The sequence below is a fragment of the Limosilactobacillus reuteri genome, assembly GCF_020785355.1.
Classification (GTDB): Bacteria; Bacillota; Bacilli; order Lactobacillales; family Lactobacillaceae; genus Limosilactobacillus; species Limosilactobacillus reuteri_I.
Window position 1 is genome coordinate 1 of the sequence record NZ_JAJGVH010000012.1, and the last position, 737, is coordinate 737.

Consider the following 737-nt stretch of genomic DNA (forward strand, 5'->3'; position numbering starts at 1 on the left):
ACGAAGTTGATGATATTAGCGACAGGCTTAACTTGCTCGGTAAGTGGATCGCCAGTATCAGTAAGATCCTTGATAACTGGGATATTTACAACCGGCTTGTCGGGATCAATGGTGATGTCAGGAGTCTTACCGTTAGGGAAGTGGAAATCTTTAGGCAAGTCAAGGGAGATCGGGTCACCCGGGTTGCCAGAAACTCTCTTAGTAACGGGGTTACCGTCAGGATCTTTGACCGGATTGCCGTCTGGGTCAACGAAGTTGATGACGTTAGCGACGGGCTTAGTTCCTTCGGAAAGCGGGTCACCAGTATTAGTAAGGTCCTTAATAACTGGGATATTTACAACCGGCTTGTCGGGATCAATAGAGATGTCTGGCGTCTTGCCATCAGGGAAGTGGAAGCCTTTAGGTAAGTCAAGGGTGATTGGGTCACCAGGATTACCAGAAACCTTCTTAGTAACGGGGTTGCCATCGGGGTCTTTAACCGGATTACCGTCTGGGTCAACGTAGTTGATGATATTAGCAACGGGCTTAGTTTCATCAACGAGTGGGTCACCAGTGTTGATAATGAGACCATCTTTAATAACTGGAATATTAATAACTGGCTTGTCGGGATCAATGGCGATATCTGGGGTCTTGCCGTTAGGGAAGTGGAAGCCTTTAGGCAAGTCGAGGGAGATCGGGTCACCAGGATTACCAGAAACCTTCTTAGTAACGGGGTTACCGTCAGGATCTTTAACTGG

General features: G+C 47.8%; 1 protein-coding gene. It reads right to left on the minus strand.

Annotated elements, in window-relative coordinates:
* On the minus strand, positions 1-737 hold a 737-nt coding region (locus LMB56_RS00060), incomplete at both ends, for a hypothetical protein (RefSeq protein WP_411377876.1).